The 23,726-nt window shown below is 36.0% G+C and carries 24 protein-coding genes, 16 tRNA genes, 1 rRNA gene and 1 pseudogene; 6 read left to right on the top strand and 36 right to left on the bottom strand.

Annotated elements, in window-relative coordinates:
- The 3 genes from ACFVR1_RS18640 to ACFVR1_RS18630 form a co-directional block, all read right to left on the bottom strand.
- Positions 1–1,116, bottom strand: coding sequence for a GAF domain-containing sensor histidine kinase (locus tag ACFVR1_RS18640; RefSeq protein ID WP_387586160.1), 1,116 nt, complete (start codon positions 1,114–1,116; stop codon positions 1–3).
- 484 nt (positions 1,117–1,600) lie between these two features.
- A complete protein-coding gene (locus ACFVR1_RS18635) occupies positions 1,601–3,319 on the bottom strand; it encodes a phospho-sugar mutase (RefSeq protein ID WP_387586158.1) in 1,719 nt (572 codons plus the stop codon).
- A gap of 18 nt (positions 3,320–3,337) precedes the next feature.
- The gene (locus ACFVR1_RS18630) at positions 3,338–4,879 is read right to left on the bottom strand and encodes a GNAT family N-acetyltransferase (RefSeq protein WP_387586156.1); all 1,542 of its coding nucleotides are present in this window, start codon (positions 4,877–4,879) and stop codon (positions 3,338–3,340) included.
- 130 nt (positions 4,880–5,009) lie between these two features.
- Between ACFVR1_RS18630 and ACFVR1_RS18625 the strand changes: the two genes are divergently transcribed.
- The 3 genes from ACFVR1_RS18625 to ACFVR1_RS18615 all read left to right on the top strand — a co-directional run bounded on the left by ACFVR1_RS18625 (position 5,010) and on the right by ACFVR1_RS18615 (position 7,053).
- On the top strand, positions 5,010–5,441 hold the full coding sequence (locus tag ACFVR1_RS18625) for a disulfide oxidoreductase (protein ID WP_387586155.1): 432 nt from the start codon (positions 5,010–5,012) through the stop codon (positions 5,439–5,441).
- Entirely contained in the window at positions 5,438–5,908 is a 471-nt protein-coding gene (locus tag ACFVR1_RS18620; RefSeq protein WP_387586153.1) for a thioredoxin family protein, read from the top strand. Before ACFVR1_RS18625 ends, ACFVR1_RS18620 begins: the two co-directional genes overlap by 4 nt.
- Positions 5,909–6,204: 296 nt before the next feature.
- Complete coding sequence (locus ACFVR1_RS18615; RefSeq protein ID WP_387586151.1) at positions 6,205–7,053, top strand: RluA family pseudouridine synthase; 849 nt, start codon at positions 6,205–6,207, stop codon at positions 7,051–7,053.
- A 215-nt stretch (positions 7,054–7,268) separates the two neighbouring features.
- Here ACFVR1_RS18615 and ACFVR1_RS18610 read toward each other — a convergent pair.
- The 12 genes and pseudogenes from ACFVR1_RS18610 to queG all read right to left on the bottom strand — a co-directional run bounded on the left by ACFVR1_RS18610 (position 7,269) and on the right by queG (position 16,220).
- A pseudogene (locus ACFVR1_RS18610) lies at positions 7,269–7,721 on the bottom strand (NUDIX hydrolase).
- A gap of 133 nt (positions 7,722–7,854) precedes the next feature.
- Entirely contained in the window at positions 7,855–8,580 is a 726-nt protein-coding gene (locus ACFVR1_RS18605; RefSeq protein ID WP_387586149.1) for an alpha/beta fold hydrolase, read from the bottom strand.
- Between the two features lie 1,028 nt (positions 8,581–9,608).
- Complete coding sequence (locus ACFVR1_RS18600; protein WP_387586147.1) at positions 9,609–9,962, bottom strand: hypothetical protein; 354 nt, start codon at positions 9,960–9,962, stop codon at positions 9,609–9,611.
- Positions 9,963–10,045: 83 nt separating this feature from the next.
- Positions 10,046–10,501 (bottom strand): GNAT family N-acetyltransferase, encoded by a 456-nt coding sequence (locus ACFVR1_RS18595; protein WP_387586145.1) that lies wholly within the window; start codon positions 10,499–10,501, stop codon positions 10,046–10,048.
- A 254-nt stretch (positions 10,502–10,755) separates the two neighbouring features.
- A complete protein-coding gene (locus ACFVR1_RS18590; RefSeq protein WP_387586144.1) occupies positions 10,756–10,989 on the bottom strand; it encodes a hypothetical protein in 234 nt (77 codons plus the stop codon).
- Between the two features lie 273 nt (positions 10,990–11,262).
- Positions 11,263–11,652, bottom strand: a complete 390-nt coding sequence (locus ACFVR1_RS18585) for a hypothetical protein (RefSeq protein WP_387586142.1) — start codon at positions 11,650–11,652, stop codon at positions 11,263–11,265.
- A 94-nt stretch (positions 11,653–11,746) separates the two neighbouring features.
- Positions 11,747–12,226: an NUDIX hydrolase gene (locus ACFVR1_RS18580; RefSeq protein ID WP_387586141.1), complete on the bottom strand. Its 480-nt coding sequence runs from the start codon at positions 12,224–12,226 to the stop codon at positions 11,747–11,749.
- Between the two features lie 221 nt (positions 12,227–12,447).
- Positions 12,448–12,723: a hypothetical protein gene (locus tag ACFVR1_RS18575; RefSeq protein ID WP_387586139.1), complete on the bottom strand. Its 276-nt coding sequence runs from the start codon at positions 12,721–12,723 to the stop codon at positions 12,448–12,450.
- Between the two features lie 514 nt (positions 12,724–13,237).
- Entirely contained in the window at positions 13,238–14,074 is an 837-nt protein-coding gene (locus ACFVR1_RS18570; RefSeq protein ID WP_387586137.1) for an aldo/keto reductase, read from the bottom strand.
- 40 nt (positions 14,075–14,114) lie between these two features.
- Positions 14,115–14,297 carry a multidrug ABC transporter ATPase gene (locus ACFVR1_RS18565; RefSeq protein ID WP_387586136.1) on the bottom strand — a complete coding sequence of 61 codons (183 nt, stop codon included), beginning with the start codon at positions 14,295–14,297 and terminating at the stop codon, positions 14,115–14,117.
- 297 nt (positions 14,298–14,594) lie between these two features.
- The gene (gene trmL, locus ACFVR1_RS18560) at positions 14,595–15,068 is read right to left on the bottom strand and encodes a tRNA (uridine(34)/cytosine(34)/5-carboxymethylaminomethyluridine(34)-2'-O)-methyltransferase TrmL (RefSeq protein WP_387586134.1); all 474 of its coding nucleotides are present in this window, start codon (positions 15,066–15,068) and stop codon (positions 14,595–14,597) included.
- Positions 15,069–15,080: 12 nt separating this feature from the next.
- Entirely contained in the window at positions 15,081–16,220 is a 1,140-nt protein-coding gene (queG, locus tag ACFVR1_RS18555) for a tRNA epoxyqueuosine(34) reductase QueG (protein WP_387586133.1), read from the bottom strand.
- Between the two features lie 56 nt (positions 16,221–16,276).
- On the opposite strand from queG, the gene ACFVR1_RS18550 reads away from it, so the two are divergent.
- The 3 genes from ACFVR1_RS18550 to ACFVR1_RS18540 all read left to right on the top strand — a co-directional run bounded on the left by ACFVR1_RS18550 (position 16,277) and on the right by ACFVR1_RS18540 (position 18,212).
- Complete coding sequence (locus tag ACFVR1_RS18550) at positions 16,277–16,966, top strand: B3/B4 domain-containing protein (protein WP_387586131.1); 690 nt, start codon at positions 16,277–16,279, stop codon at positions 16,964–16,966.
- Between the two features lie 6 nt (positions 16,967–16,972).
- Positions 16,973–17,488, top strand: coding sequence for a hypothetical protein (locus ACFVR1_RS18545; protein ID WP_387586207.1), 516 nt, complete (start codon positions 16,973–16,975; stop codon positions 17,486–17,488).
- Positions 17,489–17,813: 325 nt separating this feature from the next.
- A complete protein-coding gene (locus tag ACFVR1_RS18540) occupies positions 17,814–18,212 on the top strand; it encodes a hypothetical protein (protein ID WP_387586129.1) in 399 nt (132 codons plus the stop codon).
- Between the two features lie 51 nt (positions 18,213–18,263).
- Here the strand turns inward: ACFVR1_RS18540 and ACFVR1_RS18535 are convergent, their stop codons facing one another.
- From ACFVR1_RS18535 to rrf, 21 genes are all read right to left on the bottom strand, one after another.
- Complete coding sequence (locus ACFVR1_RS18535; RefSeq protein ID WP_387586127.1) at positions 18,264–19,139, bottom strand: hypothetical protein; 876 nt, start codon at positions 19,137–19,139, stop codon at positions 18,264–18,266.
- Entirely contained in the window at positions 19,123–19,638 is a 516-nt protein-coding gene (locus ACFVR1_RS18530) for an RNA polymerase sigma factor (protein WP_387586126.1), read from the bottom strand. The genes ACFVR1_RS18535 and ACFVR1_RS18530 overlap by 17 nt, the downstream gene beginning before the upstream one ends.
- Before the next feature lie 128 nt (positions 19,639–19,766).
- The gene (gene proS, locus ACFVR1_RS18525) at positions 19,767–21,203 is read right to left on the bottom strand and encodes a proline--tRNA ligase (protein ID WP_387586125.1); all 1,437 of its coding nucleotides are present in this window, start codon (positions 21,201–21,203) and stop codon (positions 19,767–19,769) included.
- Positions 21,204–21,588: 385 nt separating this feature from the next.
- On the bottom strand, positions 21,589–21,732 hold the full coding sequence (locus ACFVR1_RS18520) for a hypothetical protein (RefSeq protein ID WP_387586124.1): 144 nt from the start codon (positions 21,730–21,732) through the stop codon (positions 21,589–21,591).
- 291 nt (positions 21,733–22,023) lie between these two features.
- Positions 22,024–22,105: transfer RNA gene (locus tag ACFVR1_RS18515), tRNA-Leu, on the bottom strand.
- Positions 22,106–22,136: 31 nt separating this feature from the next.
- Positions 22,137–22,210, bottom strand: a tRNA-Cys gene (locus ACFVR1_RS18510).
- A 10-nt stretch (positions 22,211–22,220) separates the two neighbouring features.
- A tRNA-Gly gene (locus ACFVR1_RS18505) sits at positions 22,221–22,295 on the bottom strand.
- Positions 22,296–22,302: 7 nt separating this feature from the next.
- Positions 22,303–22,374 (bottom strand) — tRNA-Gln (locus ACFVR1_RS18500).
- A gap of 1 nt (position 22,375) precedes the next feature.
- Positions 22,376–22,451: transfer RNA gene (locus ACFVR1_RS18495), tRNA-His, on the bottom strand.
- 33 nt (positions 22,452–22,484) lie between these two features.
- Positions 22,485–22,560: transfer RNA gene (locus tag ACFVR1_RS18490), tRNA-His, on the bottom strand.
- Positions 22,561–22,584: 24 nt separating this feature from the next.
- Positions 22,585–22,658 (bottom strand) — tRNA-Trp (locus tag ACFVR1_RS18485).
- A gap of 10 nt (positions 22,659–22,668) precedes the next feature.
- Positions 22,669–22,752: transfer RNA gene (locus ACFVR1_RS18480), tRNA-Tyr, on the bottom strand.
- Positions 22,753–22,761: 9 nt separating this feature from the next.
- Positions 22,762–22,837, bottom strand: a tRNA-Thr gene (locus tag ACFVR1_RS18475).
- 7 nt (positions 22,838–22,844) lie between these two features.
- Positions 22,845–22,920: transfer RNA gene (locus ACFVR1_RS18470), tRNA-Phe, on the bottom strand.
- Between the two features lie 132 nt (positions 22,921–23,052).
- A tRNA-Asp gene (locus ACFVR1_RS18465) sits at positions 23,053–23,128 on the bottom strand.
- Positions 23,129–23,131: 3 nt separating this feature from the next.
- Positions 23,132–23,208: transfer RNA gene (locus ACFVR1_RS18460), tRNA-Met, on the bottom strand.
- Positions 23,209–23,229: 21 nt separating this feature from the next.
- Positions 23,230–23,305 (bottom strand) — tRNA-Val (locus ACFVR1_RS18455).
- A gap of 42 nt (positions 23,306–23,347) precedes the next feature.
- Positions 23,348–23,422, bottom strand: a tRNA-Glu gene (locus ACFVR1_RS18450).
- A 28-nt stretch (positions 23,423–23,450) separates the two neighbouring features.
- Positions 23,451–23,542 (bottom strand) — tRNA-Ser (locus ACFVR1_RS18445).
- Between the two features lie 5 nt (positions 23,543–23,547).
- Positions 23,548–23,622: transfer RNA gene (locus ACFVR1_RS18440), tRNA-Asn, on the bottom strand.
- 10 nt (positions 23,623–23,632) lie between these two features.
- Positions 23,633–23,726 (bottom strand): 5S ribosomal RNA (rrf, locus tag ACFVR1_RS18435); the annotation flags it as partial.

Here is a 23,726-nt window from a genome sequence, read left to right as displayed (position 1 = left end):
CTAATAAGGTAACCGTACTAAAATTTCCGTTCCTTTATTCCATTCCGTTACCCAATCAACCCATCCTCCAACTGAATTCGCTCGGTCCCGCATGCTTTGTAAACCAATAGAAGGCAATCTCTTTGATTCATTCATATGAAATCCACAACCTTCATCTTTTATCACTAACAATACATCTGTAGGGGTAACCGTTAAATAAAGCTCTGCCTTTAATACACCCGAGTGCTTTCGTATATTGTTTAATGCTTCTTGTGCAATACGAAATAACGTTTCTTCAATGCTTGCAGGTAAATTAATGACACCTTTCACAATGACATTAAGTGTTAATCCTAATATATCACCGTAACCTTTAATGCCTTCAATTATTCCTGTTTCTAATCCTTTCGGACGCAGCTGCCAAATAAGGGCGCGCATTTCAGTTAATGCATCTTGTGTTAAATATTGTATTTCTTTAAATGTGTCCTTAATTTCTTGCTGCTCCGTCATTTCAACTCCTCCACGAGCAGTTAAAGTGACCGAAAATAATAATTGATTGACGGAGTCATGCAAGTCACGTGCTAAGCGATTTCTTTCCTGCGCTAGCGCAACTTGTTGCTCTTGTTTCGTCAAGTATATTCGCTTAATAGCAGATCCAATTTGAAATGCAACGGACTCGAGTAATGCAAGTTCACCTTCTGAAAATCGAATCGTATTTGGCGTGGCAACATTCAAAAGACCAAAACTCTCATGCCCAGATTGTAGAGGAACTGTTGCATGATGCGTGATTCCATCCGTAGCTTCGTTTTTCTTCTTTTGTGCATTAACAATTCGTTTACACTCAATGATATTAGATGCCTTTTTTAAATCTCCATTTTGAAATCTAGAAACACACCAACATCCACCTTTTTGCAAATGCCTGCAATCATTTTGCTTAAGTGCATCTGGCAAGTTTTCATGTGAAATAAGCTGTTGCTTTCCTTTTTTATCGATAAAGAAAATCCATCCTGTCTCAAAAACAGTTCCTTCTAATAACTTTTGAAGTGCCCCTTGCAGCATTTGTTCCATATCTGTTTCTTCATTTAGAAACTCTGCAATTTCCTTCAATAACTCTATGTTAGAGAGTTCGTTCGATTGCATGTAAAAATTCCTCCATTTAAATGGTTCCCATGTATTTCATCTTAACATCTATTGTTACATGACTGTAAAAACTAGGCATCATACTTTTGGCTGAAAAAAATCCGGGAGAGTAACTATACCTCTTTCCCGGATTTCATCATTTCTTTTTTTAAATGTATCAATTTCATAACTCAAAGTTAAAGCATAAAACACGAACAATATTAAAGTGAAATGTAAAAACATGTATAATATGCTCTTAATAAATCAGCAAGATTTCCGCTATCGGCGGACGCTTTCCGCGGGGGGATCGATGAGCCCTCACCGCCGCATTCGCGTCGTTTGCGATGTCTCATCTTTCTCCGAGGAACAAAGGCTAAGAGCGTCACATCGTGTGGCAACGCCTTCGTGACCAACATCCTGTTGGCCCCCGTCTGGAGTCGCCGCCTTTCACTCCAATCAAAATAACATTTGTTCGTGTCTTAATAATTAAATGCTATTTATGCAATTAACTCAAATATCGATTCATTTCAGCAGTAAATGCCTCTTTCAATACTTCTAGTTTTTCAATGCTTTCCGTCTCGGACTCGCTAGTCACACCAAAATAATATTTAATCTTCGGTTCCGTTCCGCTTGGTCTTACACATACCCATGAACCATCGGCTAGGAAGTATTTGATCACATTCGAATTTGGTAAAAAAAGCTGCTCCGCTTCTCGACCATCTGTAAACGTTCGCAGAGAAGTTAAATAATCCTCTTGTGATTGTACAGTTACTCCCGCAATTTCAGATATCTGATTCAAACGAATTTGTTCTAGTAAGCTTTTAATAGCATTTGATCCACTTACACCTTTTTTCGTGACAGATACTAGTCCTTCTAAATAATAGCCATGTCTTTCGTATAGGGCATGTAAAACATCAACTAGAGTCAAATCTTGCAATTTATAGTAAGCAGCAGCTTCAACTATCGCAAGTACACTTTGTATTGCATCTTTATCCCTAGCAAAGCTTTTTACTAAATAGCCATAACTTTCTTCGTAACCAAATAGAAACTCATATTCTTTTGTTTCTTCATACTGCTTAATTTTTTCACCAATAAATTTAAAACCGGTCAATACATCTTCCGTGCTTGCACCATGATACTCTGCAATAACTCTTCCTAAATCAGATGTCACAATCGTTTTAAAAACACGGCCATTAGCTGGCATTTCGCCTTTTTCTTTTCTTTGTGTTAATAAATATTCGATTAAAATAGCACCTGTTTGATTGCCAGTTAAAAGCTTAAATCCTTCTTCTGTTTTCACTGCTAGTCCTACACGGTCTCCATCTGGATCTGCAGCAACTAAAATGTCGGTATCGTATTTTTCACCATATTGAATGGCATATTCAAACGCGCTATGTTCTTCAGGATTTGGAGAATCCACTGTAGGGAATTCACCATTCGGCTCCATTTGTTCTTCTACATAATAGATATGTTGATAGCCGCACTCACTTAATACTTGGCTCACACTGTGACCGGATGCCCCGTGAAGTGGGGTAAATACTACTTTTAATTCAGTAGCAGCAGCAAGGGCCGGATTTTCTTGCACTGTTTTCAATTCATTCATATAAGCTTTATCTATTTCTTCATCTAAAGATATAATAAGTCTTTCGTCGATAGCATTTAGTTTTATTTGAAGGGCATCTCCAGCTTTATTGACATAATAAATCACCTCATCTGCATCGCTCAAATTTAACTGGGCACCATCTTCTCCGTATACTTTATATCCATTGTATTCAGGAGGATTATGACTTGCCGTAATAACAATTCCCATGAATGCATGTAGCTTGCGAACCGAGTAAGACAACTGTGGGGTTGTTCTAGGCTCGCTATATAAATAAGCTTTAATGCCATTAGAAGCTAATGTATTTGCTGCTTCACGTGCAAACTCGGGAGAAAATCTACGACTATCATAAGCAATGACTACACCACGACTCATAGCATTCGCTCCTGCTGCTTTTATATATCCAGCTAATCCAGAGGTAGCTTTACGAATCGTATATGTATTCATACGATTCGTTCCAGCTCCAATTTCCCCTCGCATTCCGCCAGTTCCAAACTCTAAATCACGGTAAAATGCATCCTCCAGGCGTTTCTCATCTTTTGCTAATAATCCAAGATCCTCTTTCCAAATAGGCTCTAATTCAGAAAAGCTATTCCATTGTTCGAATAACTGTTTATATGACATTTTGTGAAACCTCATTCCTTACTTTTTGTAATCAATACCGTACACGTCATGACGACGATCCTTTAAATGCTTAACTGTTCCATCTTGACGTTGTCGTCTTAAAATTTCTAAATCAACATCACCTATTAAAACCATTTCTAAATTTGGTTCTGTTTCTCCTACAATTCCATCCCTTGCAAATTCAAAATCAGAAGGTGCAAAAATAGCAGACTGTGCATATTGAATATCCATATTTTCGGTTTGCGGTAAGTTGCCTACTGTACCAGAGATGACCGTATAAATTTGATTTTCAACTGCTTTGGCTTGGGCACAATAACGAACACGTAAGTATCCTTGACGATCCTCCGTACAAAACGGGGTGAAAATAATATTCGCACCCATATCTGTCGCAATTCGTGCAAGCTCTGGAAATTCAATATCATAACAAATTTGAATGGCAATTTTACCACAATCCGTATCAAATACTTGTACGGAATCCCCAGCACTAATGCCCCACCATTTACGTTCATTCGGTGTAATGTGGACTTTATACTGCTTGTCTATAGAACCATCACGGTGGAATAAATACGCAATATTATAGATTTCTTCATTTTCTTCTTCTACAAAGTGGGAGCCAGCAATAATATTAATATTGTAACGCACAGCTAAATCGGAAAATAACTCCATATATTGCGGGGTGTATTCCGTTAATTTACGAACAGCCTGACTTGGTGAAGGCTCATCTAAGAAAGACATTAATTGAGTTGTAAAAATTTCTGGAAACACAACGAAATCGGATTGTGCGTCAGAAGCGACATCTACAAAATACTCGCATTGGTTTGCAAATTCTTCAAACGAATTAATTTTACGCATCATATATTGTACTGCACAAATTCGAACAGGATAACTCGTCTTAAAATGACGCTTGGAAAGTGGGATATAATCTACGTTATTCCATTCCATTAAAGTAGCGTATTTAGCGGATGCTTTATCGTCAGGTAAATAGTTTGGATTAATACGCATTAACGTAAATCCGTTCATTAACTGAAACGTGAGTACCGGATCATATAATTTATGACGTGATACAGCTGTCACATACTCTCTCGGTGACATTTCTTCAGCATGTTTATGATAGTTCGGGATACGCCCGCCAATTATAATGGATTTTAAATTGAACTGTCTGGCAATATCTTTTCTTCCTTCATATAGACGTTGCCCTACCTTCATTCTTCGATAATTCGGATGTACCATTACTTCAATACCATATAAATTATATCCTTCAGGATTATGGTTCGTAATATAACCTGCATCCGTCACATCTGACCAAGAATGGCGATCATCATACTCATCAAAGTTAATAATTAAACTCGAACAAGATCCAATTACTTTGCCATCTAGTTCTGCAACTAATTGGCCTTCTGGAAAAATAGTTAAGTGACTGCGTAAATGAGCTACTTGCCACGGATCCATTCCAGGGAAACAAAGGCGTTGGATTTCTAAAATAGAATCTATATCTGAAAAAGACGTTTGTCTTATAACCATACTTTTTTCAAATTGAGATAGATCAAATTCTTCAGACATTCTAATCGCTCCTCTTCTAGGTAGTATCCTCTATTATATCCCTCTTTCCTATACAGATAAAATATTTTACATACTTTTAAAGAAGCCGTATACTTTGATTTGAGTTCAAAGTATTTTAAAGGAGCATTCTATGACAAAAAAAATTGAAAATTTATTGTTATTTATGTGGACAGTAGCTTTTACTGCAACACTCGGTTCCTTATATTTTTCGGAAATCAGGCAGTACGAGCCATGTGAATTATGTTGGTATCAGCGCATACTTATGTATCCTCTTGTCATCATATTAGTAATAGCATATGCGCAAAAAAATGCTAAAGTTGCAGTTACTACGCTCACTTTCTCCATAATCGGTGGTTGTATCTCCGCGTATCACTATAGCATTCAAAAAATAAGTTTTATGCAAGATTCCGCACCTGCTTGTGGTAGAGTACCTTGTACTAGTGATTATATTAATTATTTTGGATTTATTACGATTCCATTTTTAGCACTAATAGCATTTATTTTAATCATTATTAGTAGTGTATTAGTTTTACGAAGCCTAAAGGAGGAAAAAGGAGTATGAAAAAATTAGCTATATTTGGTGGAATCATCGTTGTTGTTTTTGCTCTAATTATTATTTTAACGAACCAATCAAACAAAACAAAATTAGCGGACAACCCTTACGATAAAACTAATTTAAAACAATCTACTATTGATTTACTAAAAGATCCAAACTATCAAAACATCATCATGCCAGATAAACTAAAAGAAAAGATTGCTACTGGTGAACCGGTTACTGTTTACTTTTTTAGTCCAGAATGCATTCACTGTCAAGAAATGACTCCTAGATTAGTTCCCCTTGCAAAGAAAAATGGGGTTGAAATTGTAAAATATAATATACTTGAATATGAACAAGGCTGGGATGATTATTCAATAGAGGCTACACCTACACTTGTTTATTTTAAAGACGGAAAAGAAGTATCTAGAATGTTTGGTTCTCAATCTGATGAAACAATTCAAGCTTTTTTTGATCAAGTGGTGTTAAAATAATCAAAATGGTCGTGTCAAAGTGTATAGCCCTGAAAAAGTGTAATTCTAATAAATTTACTAATAAATAGCTACTCCCCGGAATTAGCACTCTGGCATTCGGTTTCCGCGGGGCGAGCGACGAGCCTCCTCCTACGCTTACGCTTCGTGCGGGGTCTCGTCTGTCTCGCTTATCCCGCAGGAGTCTCATACCGTCGCGCTAAATCCTTTTATATGAAGTAAATTTTCAGCGAATAGCTACTATAAAAAGTTTTTCAGTGCTCACTATTACATGGCCTTTTTTAATGGGAGAGAAAAGAATGATACATACATTTCGTTATGAAGTACAAGAGGATGGACTTACAATTGATATAATTTTCCAACAAAAATGGAAGCTTGGTAAAAAACTAATCCATGATTTACGAATGCAAAAAGCAGTTAGTAATGTAAATGGGGAACTATTACAATGGAAAGCACCGCTTCAAAAAGGGGATATACTTGTTTTTACATGGGAAGGAGATGTTTCGAATTATCTTTCTTCCGATCAAATACCTCTTTATGTAGCTTATGAAGATGAGTATTTACTAATCGCATCGAAACCTCGTGGTGTTGCAACACATCCAAATGAAGCAGGTCAAAACCACACATTCATGAATACTGTTCATCAATACTTGTCTAGTAAGGGACAAGCTTATGGAGAGCATGTACATCGAATTGATGAAGGCACGAAGGGACTAATCGTTGTTGCAAAAAATCCAATCGTCAAGGGATTGCTTGATCGAATGTTGGAAAATAAAGAGATCATCCGAACATATGAAGCGATTGTCGAAGGCCAAGTAAAAAACAATCATGGGACAATTCGAGCTGCCATTGGTGTGGATCGACATCATGCAACTAGAAAAAGAGTGTCTCCTTCAGGTCAGCTTGCTATTACCCATTATGAAGTTGTCGGCAGAAATCCTAATTTTACAAAAGTACATGCTATCCTTGAAACAGGACGCACCCATCAAATTCGCGTGCACTTTGCCCATCTAGGTCACCCAATTGTAGGAGACGACTTATACGGAGCGAAAAAGTCACCAACCAAAACATACGAACTTCACGCATTCAAAGTGCAATTTGTACATCCGATTACGGGAGAAATGATCGTTGTGGAGGATAAAAGGTAAGGAAAAGTATTGGTTGCCATTTAATGGACGGCTCTTATCACAAAAATAAAATAGTATGTATACCCCTTATTAGCACTGCGAATTGCAGTGCTTTTTTTAAAATTTATGAATACATTTTGAAAATAAAATTGATTATATAAATTCTTTAGCTGTGATTTATTATTTTATAAAAAAGTTTGATTATTTTTAGTGGGTCTTATTAAATAAGATACTTCTTACACTATAAGCTTTACTATACCGTCTTTGTACTCAAATAAATAATCATTCTCTTTTTCTAAAAGGACAGGTAAGTACTAAAATACCATTTCAGCAATCCCTAAGTTATTCGGGTTCATTATCCAATCTATTTGTTTCCAATCAAGAATCCCTTCTCTTGTTTTTTGTATGGGTTCATTTCCTAATGTCGCATCTACTTCGAATAAGTACACATATATCCCATCTTTTTCCCCATCACTTTTATTCCATGTAATTAGACCTTTTGAGTAATATTCGTTTACTTTGATACCTGTTTCCTCAAATACTTCACGTATTGCACCCTCATCAGCTGTTTCTCCTGCTTCATATTTACCGCCAACCCCGTTCCACACACCCATAATCGGTGGCTTTTCACGATTCAGCATTAAGATTCGGTCATTACTTTTCAAAAAACATACATTATATTTAAACACTAAATCATCTCCACAAATAAATTAATTCATTATACTTCAACTAATTTTGAACTAAATTCTTTATTTAAAATTACTATTCTATTCTTCTTTAACTAACCTGCTGCATGAATAAGAAACAAGATAATAATAAAACTTAGAATTTCTCAATCATTCGCTTTATTGCATCAATTACCACCTCTGGTTCATCATTTTGTATATAATGAGCACTGTTCTCAGCAACTATGAATTCGCTGTTTGAAGATATTTCAAGAATCTCTTTTTGCATTTCATTCCATAATTTCTGAGATTCTTCGGAATAATGAGCTTTTTTGCCTGCTGAAAGGACAATTAAAGGTACATTTAATTTCCTTCTAGATTCTTTTACCTGTTTTAAACTTCCCATAAATTCTTCGTAATTACCTTCGTAAACAAATTGTTTGTTATATGCTTCTCGAAACTCTTTTGACATCGTTGGCAAAAATTTTTCTCTATAATCTTCCGGAGTAGAGTCAACTAAGATTAAACCACTAACCTCATTAGGATATTCAGTAGCATATAACCGTGCGTTTACTCCACCAAAAGAATGACCTACTAATATGTATGGATGTTTTATCTTTGCTCTATAAAGAAGTTCGTTCAATTCTTTAACCATCTCACTGCTTGTTCTAGATTTAGAACTCTTTTCGCTCTTTCCTAGTCCAGCTCTATCATAAATCAATACTTCTGTTAGCATTGATATATCAGAGATAATTGAATCCCATGCCTTAGAAGAATCCCCATATCCAGCATCCATAACCACAGTTGGTTTTCCTTTATTCTCCCCAGTCAATTTAGCAAACAGTTGAAAATCACTAAGTTGAACAAACATCTCTTTCGCCATTTTAATCCATTCCTCTCTTTTTTGTTATTCATTAGAAATAAAAGATCCGTCTACAAAGATCACTGTTCTTCTTCTGAAGCCACTATTAGTTGAAGACTATTATTATTTCTTAGTCTAATTTACTCGCCCTTGGGAAAATGGCAAGACCGGGAGAACGCCCTTTATATATTTCAATTACATTGGAAAATCTCGCTACTAAATTATAATCTTGTTTCAAAAGCAAATTATCATTCACTTTTGACTCGAATTTAACAGGCATTAATACTTCATCTACATCAAGCGTTTCTTTATATCCCAAACCATATTGATATTTAACGGGGAAAGGTTACGGCTATACGGATTCTTGGGAGATTGTTGAATCTTGGTGGAGGCCGCAGGGAACTCCATTACCTCCAATGTATTAAGTTAAATATATTGAATATAAGACTTACTTATTAGGTTTCAGCCCTTATATCTTTACAAGCAATGAATATAATGTTTATAACAACTGTGAGGCATCATACATCTAACCTCCTATTGTCCGAGCCTTTAGTTGTTCTAAGGACCTTCATTCTGAAGGTCCTTTTTATGTTTATTTAAGTCCCAGTTTGGTCATACTGTATCTTTAATTAATCCTTTATCATTATCGGACGTATACTAATTAAACTAACGATTGGAGGTGATAAAAATGGATCTCATTTTATGGATGACTGTTTTGTCTGGTACCTTTATCGCAATATACACCGATAATAGGAAATGCAAAAAGAAAAATTGTTAAACTTTTTCATATCTGCCCGATTTCTTGGTGGATTTAAGAACTGAAACATATGTTATAGATTTCTTTCTTTTTAAAACGCACATCTTATTTCCCCCTAATCCCGCTTATTAGGGGTCTTTTTTTGTGGGATAGGTTGTTCGGCTGTGTGTTGGTTTCGTTTTAGTTCTCAACTTGAATTATTATTTTCCTATTCGTACCACAAAACTCACTAGCTAAAACTTATTTATTGCACTAACTTCCATTAGTTGAATAAGTAAAGTTAGCTATGAATTTATTCACCTGGCATATAGCCAATTACTTTATTGTTTTTAGGATCAACAAATATTGATGGTGAAGCTACTGCATCTTCTAAACCAACAATTAATATCTCTTTTCCATTATAAGTTGCATCTAAAGTTTTATATCTATCATCAGCAATTGTTTTCTTTACTGTTGCATTTCTCCAATTTTCTTTAGAGTAATTATGACTCCAACCTTGTTCTACTATAAAATCCCATACAACTTCTCTAACGCTTTCATAATTTTCATTATCCAAGGTATCACCTGATATGTTATCATTCGAACAACCAACAACCAGCAATAATGACAACAGCGATATTGTTAAATATAAAATTTTTAATTTCATATTCAATTCCTCTCCACTTTTAATGGACTACATAAATACGCTCATGACATATCTACTAAAAACCCGATAATTAAATTCTCCTTTTATCTGTGCCCATCTTTCCTAGCTTGTATATATCCATAATATGCACAGGTTCCATTAGTGGATAAATCCTTTACTTCGAATCCGCATCTCTCATAAAAGCTAAAATTATTTGATGAGGTATGAGCAAACCAATCACCATGCGGAAGTTTTTGAACACATAACTCAACGAGCTTTTGACCAATCCCCTTACCACGATATGGCGATAGTACTGCTAAATCCATTATGTTAGCGGCCATTATTTGGTCCGAAATTACTCTAACCATACCAATCATATTTTCCTTATCCCAAACAGTAAAAGCCCAAGTTGAATTTTCAAAAATAAGGGTAAACTTTTCTTTCTGCCAATCAGGTATATTTCTAACCCAACCAGCATCCTTAAACAGATCTTCAACATATTCAGCGGGTACTCCCTTTGTTCCCTCTCTAATAACAAGCCCATTAAAATACTGATACATATGTTGTATTCCCCCATTAAATTTTATTATTGGATAATGACTCTAATATTGTTCCGAGAAACTATAAAAACAAGTTGTTTGTGTTAGCGAATCTTTAATTTAAAAAATACGGGTAATATGTGAGAATCATAATAAAAAGAACTGCCCATTAAAAATAATAAAAAACCAAAAGTAATTGGCGACATGTTAAATTGAAATGGCTTACAATTATTAATCAAGCTGCTCCATTCGTTGAAAAAGGCTTATTAAACTACTCAAATTGATTTCTTCTTTAGTTTAAATATGCTAAAAGGTATCAAGTAGATTAAATAAATGAGTATGCTTGTTACTATAATTGCTATCAATCTATTTACCGTGTTCGGTTTTCCTAGTGTCAGTTCAAGTAAATGGTCAAAAGTTGGTATCCCTAGCCAGATAAGAATTCCACTCATTATAGGATAACCAACGAAAATACCTAAAATGAAAAGTAGATTGTATTTCTTCTTCAATAGCTCCATCTCCTTTTATAAACAATAGTGTTTATACTCATATACTTGCATGGAAAAAACATTTAAATATCACTTCAAATCCCAATGTTCTTTTTTTCATATATTCTATAAGGATGCAAATTACTCCTTTTCGAAAGACTATGTAAAAGGAAAAGGTTGATTTAACGTAAAATGGGTTGATGACGAAGTCAACACATCAAATAATATAAGTAAAAGCGTATTCAAATTCGAATACGCTTTTAGGTAGCAATAATTTAACATCAACAATTGTTATTATTTAGAATTTTCTTGTGTGAAATATTCTACACCTTTTAAATCTTTGATTATACGTTCTCCTAATTTTTCAAACTCCAAAGAAATATTATCATCAAGAGTCACATAGTATTTTGAACCCTTTGTTTCAATCTTTCCTTTGTTATAAACTTTATTAAAGTTTTGGTCAGATTCAGCATTCTCTTTTTCAAGAACTTCATCTATACTGCTTTTTTTAGTCTTTTCATTTACACGAAGGGTACCACTAACCATTATTCCATCCTCAACTAAAACAATAATCTGCCCTTTATTATTCCTAAATCCTGAACCTTCAAAGTCTGATACTTTTGCCTTTAACGTATCCTCATTATTTACACGAGCTGTCAAAAGTAAAATTGTTAAGACTAACAATTTTACTTTTTCATTTAACCCCCCCTATGAAATAACATCTCTATTGAACTAACCTTCCCTTTGTAAAAAATGTTTCCACATTTTGTAGACAAGCTCATCTCTTTAATTGAATTTCTTTCGAATAATGTTTAGAAATAAATTCATCTAAAATAACTTTATGACTTTTAACAATATTCTTTGGCAATTCATTTGGATAAAAGAACTCAAATTTAATAGATTCAGACTTATCGATGTTTAATTCTCCTTTGAACCCTTCCGTATAATAAGCAACTGTAACAACGTAAAATTCATCCCCATTTTCAGCTATTATATAGTTTTCTGGTCCTGAATAAACATTTATTAGATTGAGTTTATCAACAGTTAAACCAGTCTCCTCAAAAATTTCCCTTCTTGCAACATCTTCTGTGGATTCTCCTAATTCCATTAATCCTCCAGTTATCCCCCAATAACCATACGGAAACTTTCGTTGTTGCATTAATAACCTACCCATTTCATCGATGATAACAGTAACAGCACCTACAAATATTAAAGGTCTATGACCAACTATTTTCCTTAAATCTTCTATGTATCCCATAATGCTTGCCTCCTAGAGCACAGTTTTCTTTTTAGATTATAACTATCAAGCAAGTTGGAGCAATTAGAAGATGTTGCTCAATGTATAATAGTACAGAACCGCTTGAAAATTGAATGGCAGGTTCCTCAGTACCTTCTTGACATGCGACTAACAAGACCAAACTAATCATGAAACACCAAAACATCCTAAATCTCTTTTTCATATCCATAAGTGACTTCCCCCTATTTTATTGAAATTGAAAGGATGAAATAAACTAGTCCTACACTCATTTCAGTTAGAATAACCTTTCGACTTTGTTTATGAAAGTAACTTTCGATTCCATCCATAATAGAGAAAACACCAGCTATTACAAAGACATATTTCAGAAAGAGCATTTCTATACCATTTATGATTGCCATTATTAAAAAGGTAATCATTGCGATAAGCATTATTGTTCTTAGAATAATAATTGGTTTTGCGCTCTTTTTCCTCGTTACTTTTTCAAAAAATAATCCCATATATTTATCCTCACCTGAACTGTTATTTTTTAATTAATCAACTCGAAAAGCCAAACAGTTCACTATAATACGTTAATATTAGATGAAAAGTTTCATATTTGGTAAATATTTCTTAATAATAAGAAAAGCACAAGCATCTCTTATTCAACAACGATTACAGGATGGCATGATCACTACTTTTATTTAAACTATTTCTTCCTCATAGCAATAGCTGAGCTAACTCTTCTTGTTAGGTACTACTCACTTAATGGATTGTAGTGAAAGGTGGCGACTCCAGCAGGAGGCCAACAGGAAGTTGGTCACGAAGGCGTTGCCACACGATGTGGCGCTCTTAGCCTTTGTTCCTCTGTGAGACAGATAATCCATCACAACGAACGCGTAGCGGAGGTGATGGATTATCGCTCACCCCGCGGAACGCGTCCACCTGAAACGAAAATCCATATACTTTCGTATCTAAAAAACACTATAGCTTTGCTTTCTCACTATGGAGAAAACAAGACTATAGTGTTTCAACTTAAAAATTAAAACTAAAATTATCTGGATCTGCTCCAGTACGTTCATTCAAGTTTAGTGCATCGATATTTTTCATATCTTCAAAGGATAATTCGAAATCGAATACATTTAGATTTTCAACAATTCTAGTAGGTGTCACTGATTTTGGAATCACAATTAAATCATGTTGTAAGTGCCAGCGAATGATTGTTTGTGCTGGCGATTTACCGTATTTTCCGCTAATTCGTTTTAATGTCGGCTCATTTAGTAACCCACCTCTTGCAAGTGGTGACCATGAAGTAACTGCAATTCCTTGTTCATTGCAATATTCTCTTAGGTCAAATTGAGTTAAACGAGGATGACATTCAATTTGATTGACCATTGGTTTAATATTTACTTTTGCAGCAATTGCTTCAAGATGGTGTTGATGATGATTAGATACACCAGTAGCACGGATTAGCTTCTCTTCATATAAACGTTCAATTGCACGATACGTTTCAATAAATGTCTCTTTCACTGGCCAATGCGTTAAATATAAATCTATGTAATCGAGTCCTAATAATTCCAATGACTTTTCAAATGCTCTTAACGTCTGGTCATACCCTTGATCTTTATTCCATACTTTTGTTGTAATAAAAAGACTTTCTCGTGGAATGGACGAATTACGTACCGCCTCTCCAACTTGCTGCTCGTTTGCATAAAGAGAAGCAGTATCTATATGACGATAACCATTATCCAAAGCAGCTGAAATTGCTTGTAAAGCTATATCTGGCTCTGTCATTTTATATACACCTAAACCAATACGTGGCATTTCTACACCATTTGCTAAACGTTTTGTTGAATCCTTATGTAATTTCATTGAACTCATCCTTTCTTATGAGGAAAACGACTGAAATTAATCAGTCGTTTTTTCTCTGCTTCATGGAAGAAGTATCGTCTGATTGCGCTGGGTCTGATACTCGATTATCTTGTTCCAAACCATTATCGTCTCTCAGCTTCTCCATTTGCTTTCCTAACAGTTTCACTTCTTCCATATTTGTTGCCATCGAACCGTTTTCTGGACCATTTTTCAAATTGCTCATTTAAAAAATCACTCCTTTTCACTATGGTAGTAGAATATTCCATAGGTTGCAACTTTCAATAGAAACATTTCGGACATAATTTCACTTTCCCGCAATATTTCTTTTTGATACTAAATAGGGTATACTTAGTTCAGAATATATTAGAGGAGGAACTCAATATGAATCTTATCCTTATTCTTGGAGTTATTGTAGCGTTCCTTGCTGCGATTTTCAAAGCAGGATACGAAGACAAACCAGGTGCTTCTGACAAGTAATAATACTAAGAACGGACAAGTCTAAATAGACCTGTCCGTTTTTTTAATGTAAATTAGGATAATCTTGCTGACGTAAAGCTTCGTAAATTAGTATCGCAGCAGTATTTGATAAGTTCAATGATCGAATATTATCATTCATTGGAATTCTTAAAGCACGATCTGGATGTGCATCGATAAACTCGCGTGGTAACCCTTTTGTTTCACGTCCAAAAATAAAGAAATGATCCTTTTCCACGTTACTAAAATCATATGTTGTATGTGGTTTCGCCCCAAACTTTGTTATTAAATAATATTCACCTTCCGGATGTGCCTCAAAAAAATCATCTAATCCATCATAATACGTAATATCGACATGCTCCCAATAATCGAGTCCTGCACGTTTTAACATTTTATCATCCGTTGAAAACCCAAGAGGTCGAATTAGATGTAATTTTGCTCCTGTTCCAGCACATGTTCTAGCAATATTCCCAGTATTTGCTGGGATTTCTGGTTGATATAATACAATATTAATACTCAACTATTCCACTTCCTATTTCTCTAATATGTAAAACTGTATACCTTTTCGTATTTCTTCTATTACTTCTTCTACTTTTTCGTTTTGTTCAGCTCTTTTCAATGCAGTTAATCCATCATCAGTGTTAATCTTTCCAATTGCCCAAGCAGCAGTCCCACGAATAACCGGACGAGCATCATTTTCCATTAGCTCGATTAATGTTGGTACTGCAGAAACTTCCTTGAAATGGGCAAGCGCAATAATAGCATTACGTTGAATAGGATTCTTCCCTCTCCAGGCTCCGGACATATGCCCATACGTTTCTTTAAACATTCGATTTGTCATACTCAATAATGGTAGCAATAATGGCTTTACAAGCTCTGGGTCAGGCTTAAACGCTTCCTGATGTAAATTAGCTTTCCCTTTATTTTTCGGACAAATGGTCTGACATGTATCACATCCATAAATTCTATTTCCTATCTTCGCACGAAACTCATCTGGAACCATTGTTTTCGTTTGCGTTATAAAAGCAATACAACGCTGTGCATTCAATTGCCCGCCTTCTATTAATGCCCCTGTCGGACAAATGTCTAAGCAAAGTGTACATTCCCCGCACTGATCCTCCATTTGCTCACTTGGAGCAAACGGAATTGATGTAATCATCTCACCTAAATATACATAAGATCCATATTCAGGGGTAATGATAGCACAATTTTTAGCACTCCACCCTATTCCTGCACGTTCTGCTACAGCCCGATCCGATAGTTCACCTGTATCTACCATTGACCGCAACCTTGCATCTGGTATATGCGTTAATATAAATAATTCTAATTGAGCAAGTTTTTCACGTAAAACAGTATGATAATCCAATCCCCATGAAGCTCTTGCAAAAATTCCACGTCTCGCACCTACCTTACTAGAAGGTGCATCTTTCATCTTTGCCGGATAAGCAATAGCAATTGAAATAATACTTTCTGCATCAGAAAGTAAAAGATCTGGATGCGATCTTTTTTCTATGTCTGGTTCTTCAAAACCGGAAGCAAATCCAAGTTCCTGCTGTCGAATTAATCTATTTTTTAATTCATGAAATGGAGAGGCAGAAGTAAACCCAATTTTATCAATTCCAATGGATGAAGCATATTCAATTAGATTTTCTTGAAATTGGTTGATATTCACAATTGTTCTCCCTTTCTTATGCTAAACTAAAGAAAATATGTGTTAGGATGGTCGTTATGATTGTAAAATTAGATGATTCTTTATTGCAAATAGAACCTACTATTAAAATAGGCATTATTCATTATACCAAAATTATTGTATCCTCTTCGCCTCAAATGCTTAAGGGGCGTCTTCAATTATTTCAAGAGCAACTTTTCTTTGAATTGGAAGAAAAGTCTGTAACAGAATTTGAGGGCATTAAAGAATGGCGAGTACTATGGAAAAAACTAGGTGCAGATCCTAACCGATATCGTCCTTCTGTTGAAGCATTGTATCGACGAATTGCAAAACAAAATTATATCACACCTATGCATTCCGCTGTTGACCTAAATAATTTCTTTTCGATGCGATATGAAATACCGATGGGAATTTATGATCTAGAAAAGATTCAAGGAGATGTGACTATTTCACTTTGCAGTGAGGAAACGAAGTATGAAGGATTAAATGGGAGAGAGAATAAATTACAACATATACTCACTTTAGAAGATAAGGTCGGTCCATTCGGTAGCCCATTTGTTGATTCTATAAGAACTGCTGTAACGGAAGATACGTCAAATGCTTTCCAAATTGTTTTTCTTCGACCTTCTACCGATTTAGAAGATAGTCGCAAACTAGTTGAATCGATGGGTGCAATGTTTACCCAAATTCATGGAGGAGATGCGCTCTCTACTATTTTAAACGATGACAATAAAGAATGGAGGATATAAGTAGTGATGGCAAATATCTCGTTAGCAGAAGCTGTAAAATTAAAAAGTCTATTATTAAAAAGAGTTCAAGAACTAGAAGAAGAAATTATTCGAGTAGCTTTCACAATTATAGAAAAGGATACTATTCCTGAAGTGGGACCAAGAACGGTATCAGTAGTGGACAATGAAATAACAGGAACGAGAAAAGATATACGTACTCTCGATAAACTCATTTATGAAGCAAATATCAGCAATACAGTAATGTTTAAAGACAAAGATTATACAATTGTAGAAGCAATAGAACTAGCTACACAAATGCGCGCACAAGCAAGGATATACAAGCAATTGGGTGCTTCTGAGAAACAACGAGTACAATATGGATATAGAGAAGGTGCTACCTATGTCCAAGTTGCCTTATTCAACCCTGAGGAATATAGATTAAATGCTTTGCAATACGAAAAAGATGCAAATAAATTATCGGGAATTATCAATGCAAAAAACTACTCTGTAATGATTCTTTTTGATGATTCAAAGTATGCATAATCCTTGGTAAGGTGAGACTCCTTGCCAAGGCATAGTTAGGAAATCAATTTCAAAATGATTAGAAAAACCAATGACCTCTAACTTTTCACTTTGTGACCAATGACTAATGACTAACTATTGCTATTGAAACTTAATTAGTTTACTTTCTGGTTTCCTACTATGAAAAAACGCTCCTTTCCACTTTTGTGGCGGAGCGTTTTTATGATTTAAACAATAATATTAAGCATCTCAAATGGATTTATAATAACAATTGTTCCTAGTACATACAATATGTAATACGACAGTTTCTAGTTATTTCTCGAACCTACATACATAAAAAGAGAGGATGGGAGTACTGCTTTCTCAGAAACTAGCCTTAGCAATTAAAAGCATTATTGGTTTATTTATACTTGTGTATGGAACAGCTATTCTTTTTAAATTGTCATTTGGAGAATATTTAATGGTCGATGGGTTAGGTGATTTAAATTATTTATATCTTTTCATATTATGTGCTGTCCCATTTGTGTTAGGAATTCTAGGAGAAAATGGTGTCAAACTGACTTTAATGAGCGGCTTATTCTTTGGTACTCTTTTTGTACTTGTCCACGGTACTCTTATTTTCTCCGTACTTGAAATGACTTCAGAAATATTAGCAAGAATTTTAACTGTTATTCCAATAAGCGCACTTCTAATAGTAGTCGTGTCTTATTTCGTTGTTAATCATGAGAAAAAGTTTATAAGCTAAAACATCCTCGCTTGCCTATTATTATTAGGTATGCGAGGATGTTTTATTATTCTAATTTTTAAATAGACCTGTTTGCTCTCCGTCAATAATAAGCTTCCAAGTTCCATGCTTTTTCAATGTAATTTTACCTTTATAAAAGTAAATTTCCTGGGAGTTACTAGCATCAATATTAAATCCCTCTTCTTGAAAAATAGTCTCTTGTTTAATATTCCCTTTATCATCAAGTAGTTGGACTTCTATTTGCTCCTTCTCGCCAATTGTACTTTCTATATATAATTCATATTCTTCACCAACTGGTATTTCTTTTGGAGAATCAGATAATGTATAATGCTCAGTTTTAGGAAATGGCGGCAATACGTTAATAGTAAATGCTTCCACTAATTCATCTTCCACCAAGAATGATAACTGCCATTCTCCCTCGTTTGGAAATGGGACAAAGCTCGTTAATGTATGAGCATCCTCGCTGTATAAACCAGCTGAAAGGATACCTCGAGACAGCTCAATTTTTTCCCCTTTTTTATTCACCGCTTCAACCAAGTAATTCCTTCCAACGAGATTATTTGGATCTCCCCAAAAATATAGCATTATCTTTGATCCTCTTCTCCTGTCTTCAGCAATAAATTGTTCCTTAGGAACAAGAATACCTATCTTTCCTTTTACTCCAACTACTTCTTGAACTCTATCTGGTAATGGAAAAACTGTACCCGTCTGAGCACTTAGTTTGTTATTATACTCATTCGTTAAAAAAAGAAATAATAGGACTAAACATATTCCTACTATAGTAAATATCGGGGTTAGGAAAAAAGTTTTCTTAGGAGAATTTTGATTGGATCTTAATGAATATAAAACTTTCTCTTTTTGTTCATTCTCAAGTGAATATTTAGGAAGCTTTTTTAACTCCTCTTGCAGTTTATTTAAATCCTCCATATTCATACCCCTCCTTCTCCAACATTATCTTCAATTTTTTTAACGAACGGTGATACAGTACATTTATGTTGTTCTCGTTACTTTTCAAAATGCTACTTACTTCCTTGGATGACATATCCAAAATCCCTCTAAGAATAATTACTTCTTTATAATTAGCTGGAAGGCTATTAATAGCGTTATATAAATAAGTATTTTGCTGATTTAGAAGAATACGCTGATCTATTTCAAACGAGAAATATTGTTCGTGTAAAAAGAGGTGCCTCAATTTCTTCCAGACACGGTTTCTACGATAGTGATCAATTACCATATTTCTTGCAATAGATATTAACCATGTTTTCGGATGTGCCTTTTCGTTAAATCTTGAAATTTTGTTCAATGCACGAAGAAAGGTTTCTTGTACTAGATCCTCCACATCCATTGATCCAGTATAGTACACTAGAAAGCTTGTAATATCTCTTTCATATAAATCAAACCATTCTTCTATCAAATTCCTCTCCAAGGGATCCCCCCTTCCTTTACTAATTAGACGATTGTATTTCTTTCATCTTACATGAATTTTTGAATAAATAAAAAATCAACCATTTAATATGCAATGGTTGATTTTTTACGATGATTCTTATTATTTAATTAATACGCACGCCCGAACCAAACTGTATGTTTTGATTCTTTTCCACAGTTAATACATGTAGCCTTTTCAACTGGTGGATTGAATGGAATATTACGAGTTGTGAATTTCGTCTCATCTTTCACATGTTCTTCACAAGCATCGTCTCCACACCATCCTGCAAGAATCCAACCTGGGATTTCTCCCTTTTCAGTGGAGTCAGTAAGATGTTGTTTTAGTTGCTCTATTGAATCTACAATTGTATGAGAATTTTGATCACGGAATGCACGAGCTTTTTCTAGTAAACGCGTTTGCATAGTCGTTAACTCTTCTTCAATAAGTTCCACTAGATTAGGAATATCTACGGATACTTTGTCACCCTCATCACGTGCTTTAAGTAGTGCTTGGTTATTTTCTAAATCACGTGGTCCTAATTCAACGCGAACAGGAACGCCTTTTAGCTCCCACTCGTTAAATTTATAACCTGGAGATTGGTCTGAATCATCCAGACGTACACGAATGCCTTTTGCTTTTAAATCAGCATATAGCCCATCTAGTTTCTCCATAATCGCAGGGTTCTTTTTCCAAGGACCTACTGGAATTAATACAACTTGAGTTGGTGCAACACGTGGTGGTAAAACAAGACCTTGTTCATCACCATGTACCATAATAACAGAACCGATTAGGCGTGTAGAAGTTCCCCATGATGTAGTATGCACGTGTTCATGTTTGTTTTCTTTATTTAAATACTTTATATCAAATGCTTCTGCAAATTTTGTTCCCAAGTAATGAGAAGTTCCAGCTTGAACTGCTTTTCCATCCTTCATCATTGCTTCAATCGAATACGTATCTACAGCCCCTGCAAAGCGTTCAGAAGGCGTTTTTTGACCATCGTATACTGGAATAGCCAAAAGCTCTTCAACAACCTCTTTATAAATGTTAAGCATTTGCATCGTTTCTTTACGTGCATCCTCTTCATCGACATGAGCAGTATGCCCTTCCTGCCATAAAAATTCAGATGTACGAATGAAAGGAAGCGTCTTCTTTTCCCAACGGAACACGTTTGCCCACTGGTTAATTAATACTGGTAAATCACGATAGCTTTTAATCCAATCCGAATACAAATGACCAATCATTGTTTCAGAAGTTGGGCGAAGTGCTAAACGCTCTTCTAATTTTTCACCAGCTGCTTCTGTTACCCATGGAAGCTCTGGAGCGAATCCTTCAATATGATCTTTTTCTTTTTGGAAAAAAGATTCAGGGATAAGCATTGGGAAATAAGCATTACGATGTCCTGTTTCTTTAAAACGTCTGTTCATTTCTTCTTGAATGTGCTCCCAGATTTCAAAGCCATCTGGTTTAAACGCAATACACCCACGAACAGGTGTGTAATCCATTAAATCTGCCTTTTGAATTGTGTCGATATACCATTTTGTAAAATCATTTTGTTGTGTAGACATCTACTTTTCCTCCTTTAAAATAAAAAAAGCGTAAAAACTCCCCTATAAAAAGGGCGTCTTTACACTGGATAGACACGGTACCACCTTTAATTAGTTCGTCAATTTAAACGAACTATCTCAAACGTTGGTTAACGACAACGAACCGGTTATGTTTGCATAACATCTCCGTGGTAGGTTTCAATAAGAAGCGGTGATATAGCTCTCAGCAAGCTGCTATATTTTCTGTCTCACAATTCTTATTTACTTGATCACATCGCAGATTGTATATAACTAATAATATACCAAATAGACGTAATTAATACAATCTGAATCTTATGTAGTTGCTTTATATGAGCACTTTCCCATACCAAATCTAATTCTTCCCTTAACAAAGGTCTCAAGGTATCTATACACAATTCTTTTTGAGTGAATTTTCTTCCTTACTCATTTCATAATTTATAGTCGCTGCTTTTTTATATGCTTCTACTTTAGATGAAGCATATACATCTATAATTTTTCCATCCATAATGAAGTTATACTTTTTTTTCATCTTTATTTTCCTCCTATTCACTCTCACCAAGCTAACATTTATATTAGTATTTACCCTAACTTCTTCTTAACCAAACTTAATATTTAGCAATAGTTCCACATTACTAAAGGGAAACAAAATAATTCGAAATCTGTAAAAGAGCAACAACTTCCTATACGCTTCTTCGGCTTACTTAATTTGCATCTGTTTAAAAATCGGATCTTATACTTTTTAACTTCCTACTAATAAAAAAAAGACCTCTAACTAGAAGTTAGAAGTCTTGGTGTATATGACTTTAAGTCATATTTGGAATACCGGTGGTCGGGGTCGAACCGACACTCTCGAAAGAACGGGATTTTGAGTCCCGCGCGTCTGCCAATTCCGCCACACCGGCAAAATAAAAGACATGTTATTATTTTAAAAATTGGAGGCGGCAACCGGATTTGAACCGGTGATAAAGGTGTTGCAGACCTGTGCCTTACCACTTGGCTATGCCGCCATTTAATAGTTGGAGCGGAAGACGAGGTTCGAACTCGCGACCCCCACCTTGGCAAGGTGGTGTTCTACCACTGAACTACTTCCGCAAAAAAACTGGGGTACCTGGATTCGAACCAGGGCATGACGGAATCAAAATCCGTTGCCTTACCGCTTGGCTATACCCCAATGGGGCGACCGATGGGAATTGAACCCACGAATGTCGGAATCACAATCCGATGCGTTAACCACTTCGCCACGACCGCCACAAATAAAAAAAAGCTAACTAATTAGGAATATGGGGCGACTGATGGGAATTGAACCCACGAATGTCGGAATCACAATCCGATGCGTTAACCACTTCGCCACAACCGCCATTATTCAAGTTAACTGTAAAATTGGCAGGGGCAGTAGGAATCGAACCCACATCAAAGGTTTTGGAGACCTCTATTCTACCGTTAAACTATGCCCCTAAAATAAAAATGGTGGAGGGGGGCGGATTCGAACCGCCGAACCCTAAGGAACGGATTTACAGTCCGTCGTGTTTAGCCACTTCACTACCCCTCCACTAAAAAGTGGTGCCGGAGAAAGGACTTGAACCCTCAACCTACTGATTACAAGTCAGTTGCTCTACCAGTTGAGCTACTCCGGCTTAAAAATGGTGGCTCAGGACGGAATCGAACCGCCGACACAAGGATTTTCAGTCCTTTGCTCTACCGACTGAGCTACTGAGCCTACTTCGATTTGCGCTAAGCTTCGAATCTCTTTGTCAGCTTCATTCGTTCAATCAGTCACGTACTTTAGTACGCTCCTTCTTTCACTCAATCGCTTCCTCGACCTTCTCGCTTATCTCAAATCTCTAAAAAATGGCGGTCCCGACCGGGATCGAACCGGCGATCTCCTGCGTGACAGGCAGGCATGTTAACCGCTACACCACGGGACCATTTGGTTGCGGGGACAGGATTTGAACCTGTGACCTTCGGGTTATGAGCCCGACGAGCTACCGAGCTGCTCCACCCCGCGATAATATTATGATGAAATTAATGGTGGAGGATGACGGGCTCGAACCGCCGACCCTCTGCTTGTAAGGCAGATGCTCTCCCAGCTGAGCTAATCCTCCTGGGTAAATTCATATATATAAGTATGTTACTTTAAATATTAATGGTGACCCCTACGGGATTCGAACCCGTGTTACCGCCGTGAAAGGGCGGTGTCTTAACCGCTTGACCAAGGGGCCATTATTATGTAATAAGAGAGTAAATATCTGGCGGAGAGCAAGGGATTTGAACCCTTGAGACAGGGTTACCCGCCTACACGATTTCCAATCGTGCTCCTTCGGCCACTCGGACAGCTCTCCAAAAATGGCTCCGAAGGTAGGACTCGAACCTACGACCAATCGGTTAACAGCCGATTGCTCTACCACTGAGCTACTTCGGAATATTATTATGCCTAGCGACGTCCTACTCTCACAGGGGGAAACCCCCAACTACCATCGGCGATGAAGAGCTTAACTTCCGTGTTCGGTATGGGAACGGGTGTGA

It is taken from the genome of Psychrobacillus sp. NPDC058041 (assembly GCF_042885655.1).
GTDB lineage: Bacteria > Bacillota > Bacilli > Bacillales_A > Planococcaceae > Psychrobacillus.
This window is presented reverse-complemented; position numbering and strand designations above follow the sequence as displayed.